The organism is Shinella sp. M31, from assembly GCF_049199205.1.
Taxonomy (GTDB): domain Bacteria; phylum Pseudomonadota; class Alphaproteobacteria; order Rhizobiales; family Rhizobiaceae; genus Shinella.
On the sequence record NZ_JBLZPH010000185.1, the window covers coordinates 1 to 527 of the forward strand.

General features: G+C 62.8%; 1 protein-coding gene. It reads right to left on the reverse strand.

Annotated elements, in window-relative coordinates; translation table 11 throughout:
- Nucleotides 1-527: substrate-binding domain-containing protein (locus tag ACOZKU_RS27675; protein WP_421581600.1), on the reverse strand; the 527-nt coding region annotated here is incomplete at both ends.

Sequence of the window (527 nt, forward strand, 5' to 3'; positions counted from 1 at the left end):
CGCCCGAGAAGTCCGGGCCGCCGATACCCTGCTCCGCCACGATCTTGATATTCGGATAGTCCGACGCGATCGTCGCCTTGAATCCGTCGTAGCGCTGCTTGGTGACGAAGAAGTCGGCAGCATGGAAGACCAGCCCGATATCGCCTTCGCCATTCAGCGCCTTCGCCATGAGATGTGCGGCGGCGACGCCGTTGCCGTAGTTGTCGGCCGACACCACGGACACATAATCCTTCCCGGCCACAAAACCGGTCGGCACGTTATCCATGAAAACAAGCTTGGTGCCCGCCTCCGCAGCCGCTTTGTAAGCTGCGGCGGTCGCCGTCGGGTCGGTCGGGATCGAAACGATGATGCCCGGCTTCTGCGCCATGATCGTCTCGAGGTCGGAGACCTGCTTTTCTGGCTTGAAGCCGGCGTCGGTCACCGCAAGAACCTTGATGCCCATGGCGGCGAACTGCGTCTGCAGGCCGTTGATCTGCGCCCGCGACCAGTCGTTGCCGCCGTAGTGCATGACGATGGCGGCTGTCGCG